This is a genomic window from Specibacter sp. AOP5-B1-6 (genome assembly GCF_052376555.1).
Classification (GTDB): domain Bacteria; phylum Actinomycetota; class Actinomycetes; order Actinomycetales; family Micrococcaceae; genus Specibacter.
The window spans coordinates 1-14,788 of record NZ_JBQSVT010000022.1 but is presented as its reverse complement, the minus strand read 5'-3'; the positions used below and the strand labels follow the sequence as shown (position 1 = coordinate 14,788).

Genomic DNA, 14,788 nt, shown 5'->3' with positions numbered 1-14,788 from the left:
CGTGATGACGACGGGTGCCGTTGAACCCGGCGCGCGGTGGTGCGGGCTTTCTCGAGGTGGCGGGGAATGTGGTGATGGACCGGTGTGCGGGATACGGTCCTTTGGCTTTCAAACACGAAATTCCCGGCCAATCCGAGAAATTGCATCAGTCGTGAAGGCCCTTCCTCACCATTCCTGGGCACGTGGCATACATTGTTCCCAGGTCAAGATGTTGCTTCGAAATTTGGAGGATCCAAGATGGCGGTTTCCCATACTGAGTTCCAAACCACTCGTATGTTTGGATCTCTTGACGGGTTGCGGGCGCTCAGTGTCATCGCGGTGATCTGGCAACACACCTCGGGCCGACCAGGTCCGGAGTTCTTTTCCAAGGGATACTTCGGTGTTGACTTCTTCTTCGCCATAAGCGGATTCCTCATCACCACGTTACTGCTGCGGGAGCGAAGAAAACATGGCCTGATTTCCATCAGGCGGTTTTACGTCCGACGGTTCTTCCGGATCTTCCCCATCTACTACTTGGTCTTGGCTCTCTACGTGGTGCTAGTCCTGACGACCCGCCGAGATTCCCCGGCAGGAGAAGGCTTCTTAGCGAATCTGCCGGCATTTCTAACGTATACCTCGAACTGGTTCGTTTCCCTGTCCGAGGGGAACGCCGTGACCTTCTACTTCGCCTGCTCATTGGCAACCGAGGAGCAGTTCTATCTCTTCTGGCCGCCACTCCTGGCTCTGCTGCTTCTGATACCCACGAAGACTCCATGGCTGCCGTTGACGGTTCTTGGCATGCTCATTGCCGTCAATCAGGCAGCGATATTCTCTGGCAGCACTGCACTGCCGGGCATTATCCTAGGCAGCCTCGCGCTGCCGATCCTGTTAGGCTCCGCTGCCGCTATCCTCTTTGACACCCCGAGGACCTTTCGGATCCTTTCACCAGTCGTGGGTGCGCGCTGGTTCAGCCCACTTGTCGTTATTCTCCTGTTCGCCAGCCTTGCCTTTGACACTCCGGAACAATTGACCCAAGTGCTCATGGTCCTCGTGGTCATGTCCGTGTGCATCACGGAAAAGACGCTATTTCACGGAATTCTCTGCTTTCGTCCCCTAGCGTATGTGGGAGTTATCAGCTACGGGATTTACCTCATGCATATGTTGTGTGCCAACGCCATCCGGCTGGGAATAGGGGAGGACTCTGGCATCGTGGTGTTTGCCGCGACCACCGTACTGGCCATTGTCGTTGCCACATTCAGCTTCCGCTTCATAGAATCACCGATCCTTCGCTTCGGCCGGAGATTTGGTTCCAACAGCCATACAGATGCGGCAGCCAGGCTTGGCAAGATCGTTGCTTCTGGCCGGCGCCTGGATAATCCTGCGCAATCCGAACTGCGAGCACAGCCGGCACCGACCAGTGCCCAGATGCAGCTAGAGTCCGAAGCCAATCACGAGCAACGCGACTAAAGGGACATCGATTCTTTCTGCGCCGCCGGTAACGGGGACTTCCCTCACACGACTCTTCAGCCGTTACGAGTGCGACACGATATGTGGATGACTCAGACACTGGCGCTGCCGGAGCCTGCCAAGTAGAACGCTGCCTCGACGCTCTTCGAACGCCCTCGGTGCAAAGCAAAGACACAGCATGCCACACATCCCCTCAAATCTCGGACCAGATCGCTCAGCTTTGGGCCCATTGGGGAATCTTGAAATCCATCATGTATTCTGCCGATCTCGGGGCTGAAAGTGGATTTAGGCCCGCATTTCCGGATCCCGGCAGGTAAGCCACCCCTCAGATGCCGCCACAACCAATCAGTGCGACAATTAGGTGAGATGGATGTGACGTATTCAGTTGTGTCCGCTGCCGTTCGAACGACGGCCAGACGCACTATTGCCGAGGAGCACAATTTTGGTGACAGAAACCCACGTGCACGACCACACCGGGCCCCTGACCGACAAGGAAGTGGGCCGGATCCGCAACGACTTCCCCATCCTTGATCAAGAAGTCAATGGCAAGCCGCTGGTCTACCTTGACTCCGGGGCCACCTCGCAAAACCCGCTCAGCGTCATGGAGGCGGAGCAGGAATACTACGAGCAGCGCAATTCCGCTGTCCACCGCGGCGCCCACACGCTGGCCGTGGAGGCCACGGACGCGTTTGAGGATGCTCGCACAGCCGTTGCCGCCTTCATCGGTGCGAACGACAACGAGCTTGTCTGGACCCAAAATGCCACCGCCGGGCTGAACCTGATTGCTTATTCGTTCGGAAATGCAAGCGTCGGCAAGGTCTCCGAGGCTGCCAGGAAGTTCGCGCTGGCAGCCGGCAACGAAGTCCTCGTGACGGAGATGGAACACCACGCCAACCTGATCCCGTGGCAGGAATTGTGCCGCCGCACCGGAGCCACCTTGCGCTTCATCCCCATTCACGACGACGGCACCCTGGACATGAACGCCGCCGCGGCGCTCATCAACAAAAACACCAAGGTGCTGGCCTTCACCCACGTTTCAAACGTCACCGGCGTCATCAACCCGGTTGCCAAACTGACGGCCATGGCCCACAAGGTTGGTGCGCTGGTTGTCCTCGACGCCTGCCAGTCGGCCCCGCACCTGCCCCTCGATGTCAAGGCCCTCGACGTTGACTTCGCCGTGTTCTCGGGCCACAAGATGCTTGCGCCGACAGGCATTGGCAGCGTCTACGGCCGGGCTGAGTTGCTCGATGCCATGCCGCCGTTCCTCACCGGCGGGTCCATGATCACCACCGTGACCATGGACGAAGCCGCCTACCTGCCGGCCCCGCAGCGTTTCGAGGCCGGCACGCAGCCCATCTCCCAGGCAGTTGCCCTGGCCGCGGCCGCCAACTACCTGCACGAAACGGGGATGGAGCGCATCCATGCCTGGGAAGCGGAACTGGGCCAGCGCCTGGTGCGCGGGCTGGAAGCCATCGAAGGAATCCGGGTCTTGGGTCCGGCGTCGGGCATCCCCAGGGCCGGCTTGGCCTCCTTTGAGGTGGCCGGTGTGCACGCGCACGACGTCGGACAGTACCTTGACGCTGCCGGCATCGCCGTCCGCGTGGGTCACCACTGCGCCCAGCCCCTGCACCGCCGGCTTGGGCTGAACTCCTCAACTCGCGCCAGCACGTACCTGTACAACACAACAGCCGATGTTGACACGTTCCTGGCCTCGGTGGCCGGGGTGCGCGGCTACTTTGGTGTGGAAGGGACGCAGGCATGAGCGCGTTGGATTCGCTGTACCAGCAGATCATTTTGGAAGAGTCGAAGACCCGCCGCGGCGCCGACTTGCCCGCGGACCAGCTCGACGGGCTGCACCTGCCGGCCAATGTCGGGCAGTGCCATCAGCTCAACCCGGTCTGCGGGGACGAGATCACCTTGCGGATTGAAACCGCAGGCGACGAGGTCTCCGGCATTCACTGGGCGGGGGATGGGTGCTCGATTTCGATGGCGTCGGCCTCGATTCTCAGCGACATGGTGGTGGGCCTGGACCGGGCCGAGGTGGCGACGTTGATCGAGAGTTTCCGCGAGGTCATGCGCTCCCGCGGAAAGCTGGTGGCGGATGAAGAAATTCTCGGTGACGCAGCCGCGCTCTCGGGTGTCTCGAAGTTCCCAGCCCGGGTCAAGTGCGCAATGCTGGCCTGGGTTGCGGCCGAGGACGCGCTGAACCAGACACGGTAGACCGGGCTGACTAAACGGTCCTGTGGCTGGCCCGCAGCACCCGTCGCCTGCGCACCGACCACACGAACAGCACCAGCAGCGCCCCCATGAACGCCCCCGAGGTGTTGGCCATGATGTCGCTCAACGCAGGGACGCGATCGGGCAGGAAAATGGCCTGTGCCAGCTCAACCAGCCCGGAGACTGCTGCTGCAATGACGACGGCCAGCCACCACAACCTTCTGGGCAGGCGCAGCGCCGCAACGATCCCGAACGGGACGAACAAGAGGATGTTGGCCGCAAATTCAACCTTCCGGTAGCCAATGAACGGCAGCCCGTGGGTGCGGAGCCACTCGATGATCTCCGCCAGGGCACTGTCGATGGGCCTGTCCACAGGCGACGGCCAGAACAAGATGCCCGCCAGCACGGCAAAATAGGCGACGGCAAGAAGGATGGCCACTTTGTGGCTGATGGTGCTCACAACAATCCAGTCTACGGCCGAGGACTATTGCTGGTCGGGACGCTGCTGGTAGACGTCGGGGATGCCGTCGTTGTCCTCGTCCAGCTCCTCCAGCTCGGCGATCTTGCGGTAGTGCCGGTTGCGGCTGCGAAGCACGACGGCGGCCAGCAGCGCCGCGATGACCGAACCTGTCAGGATGGCCACCTTCGCGTGGCTGTAGTGGGGGGAGTCGCTGCCGAAGCTCAGCTCGCTGATCAGCAGTGAGACGGTGAAGCCCACCCCGGCCAACAGCGCAAGGCCGACAACATCGATCCAGGCCAGTCCGTCGTCGAGCTCTGCCTTGGTGGTTTTTGTTACCAGCCAGGTGGTGCCAAGGACGCCGATGAACTTTCCTGCCACCAGGGCAAGCACGATGCCAATGGCCACGGTGTCGGCGAAGGCGCTCTTGAGCCCGGCGATGCCACCGAGTGCGACGCCGGCGGAGAAGAAGGCGAACAGCGGCACGGCCAGGCCGGCGGAAATGGGGCGCATGCGATGTTCAAAGTGTTCGGCCATGCCGGGGCCGGCGTCCGGGCCGCCATTTTTTGCGCTGCGGATGACGGGGACGGCGAAGCCCAGCAGCACGCCTGCGACGGTGGCGTGGACGCCTGATGCGTGGACCAGGGCCCACGTTGCGGCGGCCAGCGGAATGAGCAGGTACCAGGAGCGGATGCGCTTTTGGACCAGCCAGGTGAAGGCCAGCAGCGGCAGAACGGCCAGGGCCAGGAATCCAAAGTGCATTTCGCCGGGGTAAAACACGGCGATGATGGCGATGGCGATGAGGTCGTCCACCACGGCAAGGGTCAGCAGGAACGTCCGCAACGCGCTGGGCAGGTGGGTGCTGATGACTGCCAGCACGGCCAGCGCAAAGGCGATGTCCGTGGCGGTGGGGATGGCCCACCCCTTGAGCACTTCCGGCCCGGCGGAGAAGTTCACCACCACAAAGAACAAGGCAGGGACGATGACACCGCCAACGGCTGCGGCAATGGGGACGACGGCGCGGGCCGGGTTCCGGAGGTCGCCGGCCACAAACTCTCGTTTGAGTTCCAGCCCCGCGACAAAGAAGAAAATGGCCAGCAGGCCGTCGGACGCCCAGGTGCCCAGAGACAGGTTCAGGTGCAGGGACTCCGGGCCGATGCGGAAGTCACGGAGGTTGAAGTAACCGTCCGCCAAAGGCGAATTCGCCCAGATCAGGGCGATCACGGTGGCTGCCAGCAACAGGGCCCCGCCCACTGTTTCGGAACGCAGAATGGTGCTGATCCGGACGGATTCACCATAGCTGCCACGGCTGAAGATGCGCGGACGGTGAGCTGGTTTCATAGGCGCTGCTGCTTTCGATTGCATGATTGACGGTGAACCTTTTTGGGTTCACCAATAACATTGCCGACCAGACTTCCCGGCGCACCTGTTGTCCACTTTACATGGGAGCGGGGACGGAGCCGGCCGGCCCACCTGCGAGCCTAACGCGTGGCGGAGGAGATGGGTGGGTAAGTTCATTAGCCCTTCGGCGCCAAGGTCTAGCCGCTTGGCAGCAGACTTTTCGACCATCGATGGGCTTCAATGGAAGGGACTGCCTACTGGGGGCATGATTTTAGCTGAAGGAATCAATCATGAAGAAAGTTATGAAGGCTGCCATTGCCGCCGGATCTGCTGGTGCATTGCTGCTTGGGGGAGCGGGGACGATGGCCCTGTGGAGCGTCGACACCAGCATCGACGCCGGAACCGTGAGCACCGGCCACCTGACGCTTGACTCAAGCGCGGCGGGCGCTTGGGCAGATGTCAGCGGCGCAGAGCCTGTTGCCTTCGCTGCGGATACCGAGACGATCGTCCCGGGCGACACCGTGGAATTCAGCCAGACCGTGACCATCGGTGCAGACGGCAAGAACCTCAAGGGCGAACTGACCGTGGGCGACCTTGCCTCCGCTGTTCCAGAGGAATTGGCCGATGACGTCACCGTTACAGTGGCCGCCGCACCCACCGACCCGAAGCTGACGGTTGTCGGCAGCACGGTGTCATTCGCCGAGCCGGGAACCTATGAAGTCCCGGTAACCATCACCGTGGCGTTTACGGCCGGCACCGCAGGGTCGACTGAAAACACCACCATGGACACGCCCCTGGACCTGACGGCATTGACTCTGACCCTGAACCAGGTCCGCCCGTAACCAGGAGGGAATCCCGGGTTCCAGCATGCCTAAACGCCTGAAGGCCGCCATTGCAGCGGCCGTGCTTTTGGTGCTCTTCATGAGCGCCCAAGGCACGGCCGCCCTTTGGCGTGCCGAGGCGCAGCTCGAACTCGGCATCATCAAGACCGGAACCCTGTCGCTGGCCGCGGGCAACGGGACAGTCAGCTCGCAGACTTACGTCTTCAAGGAGCTTAATACGTCCACGCTGGCCCCCGGCAGGTTCGTCCAGGCGCCGCTGACCATCAGCAACACCGGGAACGTGGAACTGCGCTACACCTTGAACGGGGCAGTCTCTGCCGCTCCGACGCCGGGAGAGGCAGATGCGGCCCTGGCCGCCGCCGTCGAGCTTTCGGTGCATGCTGTTGCCAAGGCCTCGGACTGCGGCGTCGACACGCCAAGCCCCGGTGCTGCCCTCTACCAAGGCCCATTGGGTGCGGCAGCCGCCTTTGCCGCGCCCCGAAACCTTGCCGCGGAGGCCTCCGGCCGCGAAATATTGTGCGTGCGTGTGGCCTTGCCCAACAATGCGCTGCAGACAGCGGCAGGCGGCAGCCTTGCACTCCAGCTGTCCTTCCGGGCCGAGCAACTCCGGGGTGGGCAGCAATGACGGCCCCGGCACACGTGGACGCCACGGAACCACAGACAACTGAACCACAGACAGCACCACCACAGACAAGACGACCACCTGCTGGATCGCCGCCGGCACCCGGGACCCGGCGCGAGGCAAAGTCACAGCGCGAAAAAACGGGGATGCTGTGGTGGATCGGCCAGACGGCGTCGTGGCTGGTGCTGTTTGTCGTGTTGGCGCTGGTGGCCGTCATGATCGTGATCCCGCGGGCGGGCGGGGCCACGGCGTATACGGTCCTGACGGGTTCCATGCGTCCGGGGCTGCCGCCGGGCACTCTGGCGGTGGTCCGCCCGCTCGACCCGCAAGAAATCCGCACCGGCGATGTCGTCACCTACCAACTTAAATCCGGCGAGCCCGGCGTCGTCACCCACCGGGTCGTCGGCGTCGGCGCCACCACCGGCGGGGAGCAGCGCTTCACCCTCCGGGGCGACGCCAACAACACCAACGATGCGCCGATCCTCCCCGAGCAGATCCGCGGACGCCTCTGGTATTCGGTGCCGCTGTTGGGGTTCGTCAACTCGGCCATCACCGGGCAGCAGCGCGCACTTCTGCTCGGCCTCACCGTCGCCGGCCTGCTGGGCTACGCCGCGTTCATGTGCGTCAGTGCCCTGCGCGACCGATTTGGAAAGGGCCGCAAGCAATGACGACATTGACCCTCCGGCGCCGTGCCGTAATGGCGGCAGTTGGCCTCGCACTCCTTAGCACGACGGCGGCACACGCCTCCGCGCAAACCCCACCGGCCGCTGTGGAAATGGTTGCGGCGGAGTTGGGCGCGGTGTCGACAATGGACGTGGCACCGGGTGGCAATGAGGCCGCCCTGGCCTACAGCGCCGACGGCGTGGACTATTCAGCCAGCGTGCCGGATTTGTTTGCCCACTCACCCAAGCTCGTGCCGGGGGAGAGCCTGACGGAAAAGCTGTGGGTGCGCAACGACAATGCGATGGCTGTTGATGTCTCGGTGGCGGCTTTGACGCCCGGCGCGCCCTCGTGGCAGGACTTCGGGCAGGCGCCGCAGTCCGAAGTCACACTGAATCCGGGGGCTGCGGGGTCCCTACTTGTCTGGCTGTCGCTGCCAGCGTCCTCGGGCAACAACAGCCAGGGGCAGACCCAGGCCGTGCAGCTGCGCGTGCACGTGAGCGAGTCAGTGCCTGGCCCGGGCTGGGACCGTGAAAACAATGAGTTGGGGAACACTGGAACAGCATCTGGGATTTGGTGGGTGGGAGTGGTCTTGGTTCTAAGCGGTGCCGGAGCATATTTGGTCTCCCGACGGAGGGAACAACAGCAAGCGGAAAGAGAGGGGAAACCACATCATGAATAGGAAATTGGGATCGCGCCGTGCCATCCAGATCAAGGCACTGCTGTCGATAGGGATTCTGGCAGGATTTGGAGCCGTCTCGACGCTCGCGGCCTGGACGGGGACGGCAACGGCGACGTCGGCCATCAGCGCCGCCACCGTGTCGCTTGGCGTCGGGGAAACCGCCGTGGACACCGCCAGCTACAACGTGCCCATCAACGGGGCAAACTGGTACCCGGGAATGAGCCAAGCGGTGGTGGTGGTGGTGAAAAATACCAGCAGCATCGCTGTCCCGTATTCGATCACGGGCAGCGTGGTGGAAACAGGTGGCGGCTCGCTCGGGAACGCCCTGAACGTGGTGGTGACAAGCGGCACTGTGACCGGGACTGCGCCTGCTGCCACCTGCAGCGGTGCGCCAGTGGTCAGCAAACCCGCGTCGGCGGCTTTCCCCGCCCCGGTGGTGCGACCAACGTTGAACCCCGGCGCATCGGCAACACTGTGTGTGCAATACACGCTGCCCCTCAATGCAGCCAACACCCTGCAAGGCAGTTCCACCACGGTAAAACTTGCCTTCACCGCAACGATCGGGTCCTGACATGCGTCACCTGCAGCCGCGGCCGCGACGGACGGGCGGCTCCGGCATCGGGCTCTGGCAGCGTTGGGTGCTGAACATTGGCGCGGTGCTCGGTTCCGTGTGCCTGCTCTTTGCCGCCATGACGCTGGTGTTTGGGCTCAAGCCGCTGATTTTTGCTTCCGGTTCCATGGGCCCCGCCATCCCCACGGGGTCGCTTGCCTTGGCGGTTGCCATGCCAGCTGCACAGGTGCAGCCGGGGCAGGTGGTGTCAGTGGTGAACGAGTCCGGCACACGGGTCACGCACAGGGCCGTGTCCGCAGTCCCGGGAGAGGGACTCATTCTTAAAGGCGATGCCAACCCCACCGCAGACCTTCAGCCCTACACAGTGGATTCCGTTGACTGTGTACTGTTCAGTGTTCCCCTGTTGGGCTTTGTGGTGGGCTGGTTTAGCCAGCCGTGGCTGTTCTTTCTGGGCGGACTGCTGTGCGCATACCTAATATATGTGGCATTTATCCGGCGTGATTCCGAAGCCGGGACAGACGAACGACGACGTCACCGTGGGCGCGCCGGTGCCGGACGCCACGCGGAAACGGACTCGGAGTCTCGACGCGGGGCTTTGCTGGGAATGAGCGCGATGGTCGCTGCCATTGGGATCGCTGTTCCACTCGGTGGGGCAGTGAAAGTAGAGTCAACACAGGCGGCATTTCAGTCGCAGGCCTCGGCAACGGCGGGTCCTGTTACTGCGGCCACACTTCAGCCAGTGCCGGGGCAGCTGGCATGCCGAACAACCGGGGGAGTTCTGGGTGCACTCACGAGTGCTCAACTCTCATGGACGCCGACGACGTTGCCGACTGGAGCCCGATACGCCTTACGGTTGCAGACAAGTGGCACGAGCTACGCCTATACCGACCTGCCCCCGGGGACCACCCAAGCCTCATATGGGCCGGGGCTTGCCCTGCTCGGTCTGGTTACGGAAGGTGGCAACCAGACGCTGGCAGTGCAATTGCTGGTGGTACGCACCAGCGATGGCAAGACTGTGGATCCCACGGGAGTCAACATCAGCTGGCGGACACCCGACGCGACATCGCCTGCCCGTACGATCGTCTACCATCCCGGGGTGTTGCTGGCCCGGTACTTTTCCTGTTCGTAGCTGCCGTGGGCTGCACCTTCGGGAATCGACACCCCAAGCATGGCGAAAGGCCGCAGCCCTTCGCCATGCGTGATGACAAATTCAGGCGTGCGTGTCCAGCCATTCCTGAGCAAGCGTTGCCTGCAGGTTCAGCGCACGGCCGATGACAGGCTCGGCGGCGGAGGCGATCTTGGCGCCGAGGAACGGCACGCTCGACTTGACCTCGCCCGTCAGCTCAACCACCGTGGCGTCGCCGGCAACAACCAGCTTCTGCACTGCGGAAACATCCACCGGGGCCTTGGCCACCGAGAGCTTGATGGTGTTGGTGCGGGAGCCGTCGGCGCCCGGCGCGCTCCAGGACTCGTCCTGCGTCACCGTCAACGTTTCTCCGAGGACCTTTTTGGCGATGTCAGGCATCCGGGTGGTGGGCAGCGTGCGCACCGTCTTCGTGGTGAACGCGCCGGTGGTCGGTCCGCTGATCGTGAACGATTTCAGCTCCCCGCCAACAGTTTCGCTGACATGCTTGATGAAATCGGCGTTGGCAAAAACATCTGTCACACGCTGGGCCGGGGCCGAGAGAGTCGTTGAGGCGGCAAGCGCCATGGTTCCTCCAAGATAGGGGGTGTGTTTGGGGCAGCTCCTAGGATACCAAGGCCGGCCCTCCTGCGAGTAAGCTGGAAAAGGTCCCGGGACTTCTTTGAAATTCCGGGCTTTCGTGCTGTCCGGCACGGGAAGCAATGAGGAGAAAATCACCCATGAGTCTTGCAGGGTTGCGGACCGCACTTTCAGCTGATCCCGTCTTCGCCCGGGTGCGCAGTTTTGCGTCGGCGGATCCTGCCACGCGCAGCACCGACGTAGCCTTCAGCGCCCCTGCCGGGATGCGTGCCGTGCTCCTGGCCGAGGTGGCCGACGGGCTCGCCGAGCGGGCCGCTTCCACCGAGATGCCGGACGGTCCCGGGATTGTCCTTGCCGTCACGGCGACCGGCCGAGAGGCAGAGGACACCGTGGCGGCCCTGCGCTCCTACCTGCCCGAAGGCTCCGTGGCCGAGTTCCCCAGCTGGGAGACCCTCCCGCACGAGCGGCTGTCCCCGCGCTCGGACACCGTGGGGCGGCGCCTTGCCGTGCTGCGCCGGCTTGCCCATCCCGAGCTCGACGCCGGGACCCACCTCCGGGTGGTCGTGGCACCCATCCGCGCCGTTGTGCAGCCGCTGGTGGCCGGCCTGGGCGAACTGGTCCCCGTGCGCGTGAAGGTGGGCGAGGAAATCCCGTTCACCGAACTCATCAAGCGGCTGGCCGATGCCGCGTACTCCCGCGTTGACATGGTCACCCACCGCGGCGAGTTTGCCGTTCGCGGCGGCATCCTGGACGTCTTCTCACCCACCGAAAACCACCCCGTCCGGATCGAGTTCTTTGGCGACGAGGTGGAAGCGATGCGCTGGTTCAGCGTCGCCGACCAGCGCACCTTGACCTCGGTGAAGGGCAGCATCGACCACCCCGCCGAGCTGTATGCGCCGCCGTGCCGGGAAATCCTGATCACACCGACGGTCATGGGCCGGGCCGCCAAGCTCAAGGACAGCATGCCGGCCGCGGCAGCCATGCTGGAAAAAATTGCCGGCGGCATCGCCGTGGAAGGCATGGAGTCCCTCGCCCCGGCCCTGGTCGACGGCATGGTCGCGATGTCCTCACTGCTGCCCGCCAGCTCCATCACAGTGGTGCTGGATCCCGAAAAGGTCAGTGCCCGGGCCCACGACCTGGAGTCCACGAACGAGGAGTTCCTCGAAGCGGCCTGGTCCACGGCCTCCGACGGCGGCAGCGCACCCCTGGACCTGGCCTCTGCCTCCCTTGCCGGCGGAGGCGCCATCGACCTCGCCTCGGCCGGATTCAAGTCCCTGACCGAAACCCGTGAGGCGACACTTGGCCACGGCGTGAGCTGGTGGACCATGAGCGCACTGGCCCAGGACGAAGAACTTGAAACAACCACCGACGTGATGAACCTGCACGCCCGCGAACCCCGCGGCTACCGCGGCGACGTGGCCGAAATGATGGAGTTCATCGGCTCACGGATCAAGGACCAGTGGCGCGTGGTCGTGGCCACCCAGGGCCCCGGCCCGGCCCAGCGCCTGGCCGAGCTGTTCCACGAAGCCAACATCCCGGCGTCGCGCGTTGAATCCCTGGATGCGGAACCGCAGCCGGGCATCATCGAGGTGACCACGGCGGACACCGGCCGCGGCTTTGTCCTGGACTCGCTGAAGCTGGGGCTGCTGACGGAGGCCGACCTGCTGGGCCGTGCCTCCGCTGTCTCGACCCGGGACATGCGCAAGATGCCCTCCAAGCGCAGGAACGCCGTCGACCCTCTCCAGCTGCAGGCGGGCGACCATGTGGTCCACGAGCAGCATGGCGTCGGCAAGTTTGTGGAGCTGATCCAGCGCAAGGTGCCCGGGGCCGGTGTTGGCGGTGCGGCCGGGCTGCGCGAGTACCTGGTGCTGGAATATGCGCCGTCCAAGCGCGGGGCGCCGGGCGACAGGCTGTTTGTGCCCACCGACCAGCTGGACCAGGTGACGGCCTATGTTGGCGGCGACGCGCCAGCGCTGTCCAAAATGGGCGGTTCGGACTGGGCGGCCACCAAGGGCAGGGCGCGCAAGGCAGTCAAGGAAATTGCGGGCGAGCTCATCCGCCTGTACTCCGCCCGCATGGCCAGCCGCGGGCACGCCTTCGGGCCGGACACGCCCTGGCAGGCCGAGCTGGAGGAGGCGTTCCCTTATGTGGAGACGCCCGACCAGCTCGTGGCCATCAACGAGGTCAAGGCCGACATGGAGAAGGAAGTTCCCATGGACCGGCTGATCTCCGGCGACGTGGGCTACGGCAAGACCGAAATTGCCGTCCGTGCCGCGTTCAAGGCTGTCCAGGACGGCAAGCAGGTGGCCATTTTGGTGCCCACCACGCTGCTGGCCCAGCAGCACTTCGAGACGTTCAACGAGCGCTTCTCCGGGTTCCCCATCCAGGTCCGGCCGCTGTCGCGGTTCCAGACGACCAAGGAGTCCAAGGAGATCGTGGAGGGTGTCCGGGTGGGGACCGTGGACGTCATCATTGGCACGCACAGGCTGCTGTCGAAGGACTTCGCGTTCAAGGACCTGGGCCTGGTGATCGTTGACGAGGAGCAGCGCTTTGGTGTTGAACACAAGGAGGCGCTGAAGAAGATGCGCACCAACGTCGATGTGCTGGCCATGAGTGCCACCCCGATCCCGCGCACCCTTGAGATGTCCATGACGGGCATTCGTGAGACGTCGACACTGGCCACCCCGCCCGAGGAACGCCACCCCGTGCTGACCTATGTGGGAGCCCACAGCGACAAGCAGGTCGGTGCCGCCATCCGCCGGGAACTGATGCGCGAGGGCCAGGTGTTTTATGTGCACAACCGGGTTAAATCGATTGAGCGCACGGCCGCGCACATCCAGCAGCTGGTGCCCGACGCCCGCATCGCCGTGGCCCACGGCCAGATGTCCGAGTCGCGGCTGGAGCAGATCATTGTTGACTTCTGGGAGAAGCGCTTTGACGTGCTCGTGTGCACCACCATCATTGAAACGGGCCTGGACATTTCCAACGCCAACACGCTCATTGTGGAGCAGGCCAACAACTACGGCCTCTCGCAGCTGCACCAGCTGCGCGGGCGTGTGGGCCGCGGGCGGGAGCGCGCCTACGCCTACTTCCTGTATCCGGCGGACAAGCCGCTGGGCGAGGTGGCCCTTGAGCGGTTGAAGGCGGTGGCGGCCCACAACGAGCTGGGTGCAGGCATGGCCCTGGCCATGAAGGACCTTGAAATCCGCGGGGCGGGCAACCTGCTCGGCGGGGAGCAGTCGGGCCACATTCAGGGTGTTGGTTTTGACCTGTACATCCGGCTGGTGGGCGAGGCCGTGGCCGAATTCCGCGGCGAGGGTGAGGAGCGGCTGGCCGAAATGAAGATTGAGCTGCCTGTCAACGCCCACCTGCCGCACGACTATGTGCCGGGGGAGCGGCTGCGCCTTGAGGCCTATCGGAAGCTTGCCGCGGCTGTGACGGTTGAAGGCATCGCCGAGGTTCAGGCGGAACTGGAGGACAGGTACGGCGAGCTGCCGCCGGCCGCCGTCAACCTCATTGCCGTGGCGCACTTCAAGGTCCTGGCGCGGGCCGCCGGTCTTTCCGACGTGGCGCTGCAGGGGAACTTCATCAAGTTCGCCCCTGCCGACCTGCCTGAATCCAAGGTCATGCGGCTGACCCGCATGTACCCCGGATCAATGGTGAAGCCGGCGTTGAATTCGGTGTTGATCCCCAAGCCCAAGACCGCACGCATCGGCGGCCGCGACCTGGCCGACGCCGAGGTGCTCAAGTGGGCGCAGGGTGTGTTGGAGGCGATCTTCGAAACGGTTCCCGCGAACGTGCAGTAGGCGCCCGGGCCGCCGACACCCTGCCGCGATGGCGCGCAGGCCCCGGGAAGGTGCCTCCCGCCGTCGTGCATTAAAAAAATGACCCGCAGAAGTGGTCGTTGAATCAACTCAGACTAGTTGATTCAGCGACCATTTCTGCGGGTCAGCTTGTGGGCGGCTTCGCCGCGCCAGTGGCCGCCGTAAATTTGTGCGTTTCCGTTGCGCGGTGGCTCTTGCAAGATGGTTCCAGCGGGGTGATGATAATGGTGTCTGTGACCGTCGACACCGGTGCATCTGTAATGCCTTTGAGCTTGAGGGTCAGCTTGGTGCGGAGGGTTTCCATGGGCACCGTGGATTGTTGCCTTGAGCACGAGTATCAGACTCCTTGATTGATCCCGCCCTCTCCTTCACAGGCACGCACCTTGTGCCGGGGTGCAGCATG

At 63.8% G+C, this 14,788-nt stretch carries 14 protein-coding genes; 10 read left to right on the top strand and 4 right to left on the bottom strand.

Annotated elements, in window-relative coordinates; all coding sequences use genetic code 11:
• Positions 1 to 237 precede the first annotated feature (237 nt).
• The 3 genes from ACT3TS_RS12280 to sufU all read left to right on the top strand — a co-directional run bounded on the left by ACT3TS_RS12280 (position 238) and on the right by sufU (position 3,666).
• A complete protein-coding gene (locus ACT3TS_RS12280; protein WP_444531801.1) occupies positions 238 to 1,446 on the top strand; it encodes an acyltransferase family protein in 1,209 nt (402 codons plus the stop codon).
• Positions 1,447 to 1,891: 445 nt separating this feature from the next.
• On the top strand, positions 1,892 to 3,208 hold the full coding sequence (locus ACT3TS_RS12275) for a SufS family cysteine desulfurase (protein WP_444531800.1): 1,317 nt from the start codon (positions 1,892 to 1,894) through the stop codon (positions 3,206 to 3,208).
• Positions 3,205 to 3,666, top strand: coding sequence for a Fe-S cluster assembly sulfur transfer protein SufU (gene sufU / locus ACT3TS_RS12270; protein ID WP_444531799.1), 462 nt, complete (start codon positions 3,205 to 3,207; stop codon positions 3,664 to 3,666). Before ACT3TS_RS12275 ends, sufU begins: the two co-directional genes overlap by 4 nt.
• 10 nt (positions 3,667 to 3,676) lie before the next feature.
• On the opposite strand, the gene ACT3TS_RS12265 is transcribed toward sufU, so the two are convergent.
• Positions 3,677 to 4,123, bottom strand: a complete 447-nt coding sequence (locus tag ACT3TS_RS12265) for a VanZ family protein (RefSeq protein ID WP_444531798.1) — start codon at positions 4,121 to 4,123, stop codon at positions 3,677 to 3,679.
• 24 nt (positions 4,124 to 4,147) lie between these two features.
• Complete coding sequence (gene nhaA, locus ACT3TS_RS12260) at positions 4,148 to 5,461, bottom strand: Na+/H+ antiporter NhaA (RefSeq protein ID WP_444531797.1); 1,314 nt, start codon at positions 5,459 to 5,461, stop codon at positions 4,148 to 4,150.
• Between the two features lie 290 nt (positions 5,462 to 5,751).
• Here nhaA and ACT3TS_RS12255 point away from each other — a divergent pair, with 290 nt between their 5' ends.
• The 6 genes from ACT3TS_RS12255 (at position 5,752) to ACT3TS_RS12230 (ending at position 9,967) form a co-directional block, all read left to right on the top strand.
• Positions 5,752 to 6,303, top strand: a complete 552-nt coding sequence (locus ACT3TS_RS12255) for an alternate-type signal peptide domain-containing protein (protein ID WP_444531796.1) — start codon at positions 5,752 to 5,754, stop codon at positions 6,301 to 6,303.
• A gap of 25 nt (positions 6,304 to 6,328) precedes the next feature.
• Positions 6,329 to 6,928, top strand: coding sequence for a hypothetical protein (locus ACT3TS_RS12250; protein WP_444531795.1), 600 nt, complete (start codon positions 6,329 to 6,331; stop codon positions 6,926 to 6,928).
• Between the two features lie 143 nt (positions 6,929 to 7,071).
• The gene (locus ACT3TS_RS12245) at positions 7,072 to 7,593 is read left to right on the top strand and encodes a signal peptidase I (RefSeq protein ID WP_444531794.1); all 522 of its coding nucleotides are present in this window, start codon (positions 7,072 to 7,074) and stop codon (positions 7,591 to 7,593) included.
• Positions 7,590 to 8,267, top strand: a complete 678-nt coding sequence (locus ACT3TS_RS12240; RefSeq protein WP_444531793.1) for an LPXTG cell wall anchor domain-containing protein — start codon at positions 7,590 to 7,592, stop codon at positions 8,265 to 8,267. Before ACT3TS_RS12245 ends, ACT3TS_RS12240 begins: the two co-directional genes overlap by 4 nt.
• Positions 8,260 to 8,838, top strand: a complete 579-nt coding sequence (locus ACT3TS_RS12235) for a hypothetical protein (RefSeq protein ID WP_444531792.1) — start codon at positions 8,260 to 8,262, stop codon at positions 8,836 to 8,838. Before ACT3TS_RS12240 ends, ACT3TS_RS12235 begins: the two co-directional genes overlap by 8 nt.
• A gap of 1 nt (position 8,839) precedes the next feature.
• Positions 8,840 to 9,967 (top strand): hypothetical protein, encoded by a 1,128-nt coding sequence (locus tag ACT3TS_RS12230; RefSeq protein ID WP_444531791.1) that lies wholly within the window; start codon positions 8,840 to 8,842, stop codon positions 9,965 to 9,967.
• 81 nt (positions 9,968 to 10,048) lie between these two features.
• Here the strand turns inward: ACT3TS_RS12230 and ACT3TS_RS12225 are convergent, their stop codons facing one another.
• Positions 10,049 to 10,549 carry a DUF2505 domain-containing protein gene (locus ACT3TS_RS12225; RefSeq protein WP_444531790.1) on the bottom strand — a complete coding sequence of 167 codons (501 nt, stop codon included), beginning with the start codon at positions 10,547 to 10,549 and terminating at the stop codon, positions 10,049 to 10,051.
• 152 nt (positions 10,550 to 10,701) lie between these two features.
• On the opposite strand from ACT3TS_RS12225, the gene mfd reads away from it, so the two are divergent.
• Positions 10,702 to 14,367, top strand: a complete 3,666-nt coding sequence (gene mfd, locus ACT3TS_RS12220; RefSeq protein WP_444531789.1) for a transcription-repair coupling factor — start codon at positions 10,702 to 10,704, stop codon at positions 14,365 to 14,367.
• Between the two features lie 142 nt (positions 14,368 to 14,509).
• Here the strand turns inward: mfd and ACT3TS_RS12215 are convergent, their stop codons facing one another.
• Positions 14,510 to 14,689, bottom strand: a complete 180-nt coding sequence (locus ACT3TS_RS12215; protein WP_444531788.1) for a hypothetical protein — start codon at positions 14,687 to 14,689, stop codon at positions 14,510 to 14,512.
• Between the last annotated feature and the right edge of the window lie 99 nt (positions 14,690 to 14,788).